General features: G+C 64.2%; 1 protein-coding gene. It reads left to right on the top strand.

The annotated features are described in order from the left end of the window. Positions 1 to 668, top strand: a 668-nt coding sequence (locus NKJ90_RS33400; RefSeq protein WP_352487783.1) for a DUF5801 repeats-in-toxin domain-containing protein, incomplete at both ends; no start/stop codon positions are given.

Raw genomic sequence — 668 nt, 5'->3', positions numbered from 1 at the left:
TCGTTGAAGGCCGCACCACCACAACCAACCTCCTTGTGTTCACGGTCTCCGTCAGCGCTGCGGGCAGCGTCACCCTCGATCAGATCCGCGCGGTGGTTCATCCCGACGCCAGCAACCCCGACGACAGCAAGAGCCTGGCTGCGGACGACTTGGTCAAGCTCACCGCGACCATCACCGACAAGGACGGTGACCATCAATCGGCCACACTCAACATCGGCCAGAACCTCAACTTCAAGGACGATGGCCCGAGCATTTCGACGACCGGCGCGGAGCCGACGCTGACCGTCGACGAGACGGTTCTTGCGACCAACGACACGCAGAGCTTCGCCGCCAACTTCAGCCCGGCCTACGGCGCCGACGGCGCCGGCACGCTGACCTACGCGCTGAGCATAACGGCAGGCTCAACCGGGCTCGTCGACACGGCGACCAATGAGGCGGTTGTCCTCTCGGTCAATGGCAGCGGCGTCGTTGAAGGCCGCACCACCACAACCAACCTCCTTGTGTTCACGGTCTCCGTCAGCGCTGCGGGCAGCGTCACCCTCGATCAGATTCGCGCGGTGGTTCATCCCGACGCCAGCAACCCCGACGACAGCAAGAGCCTGGCTGCGGACGACTTGGTCAAGCTCACCGCGACCATCACCGACAAGGACGGTGACCATCAATCGGCC

It is taken from the genome of Mesorhizobium sp. M0051, from assembly GCF_040323235.1.
Lineage (GTDB): Bacteria > Pseudomonadota > Alphaproteobacteria > Rhizobiales > Rhizobiaceae > Mesorhizobium.
Note: the sequence above shows the minus strand (reverse complement) of the source record. Positions and strands in the feature narration are given on the sequence as shown.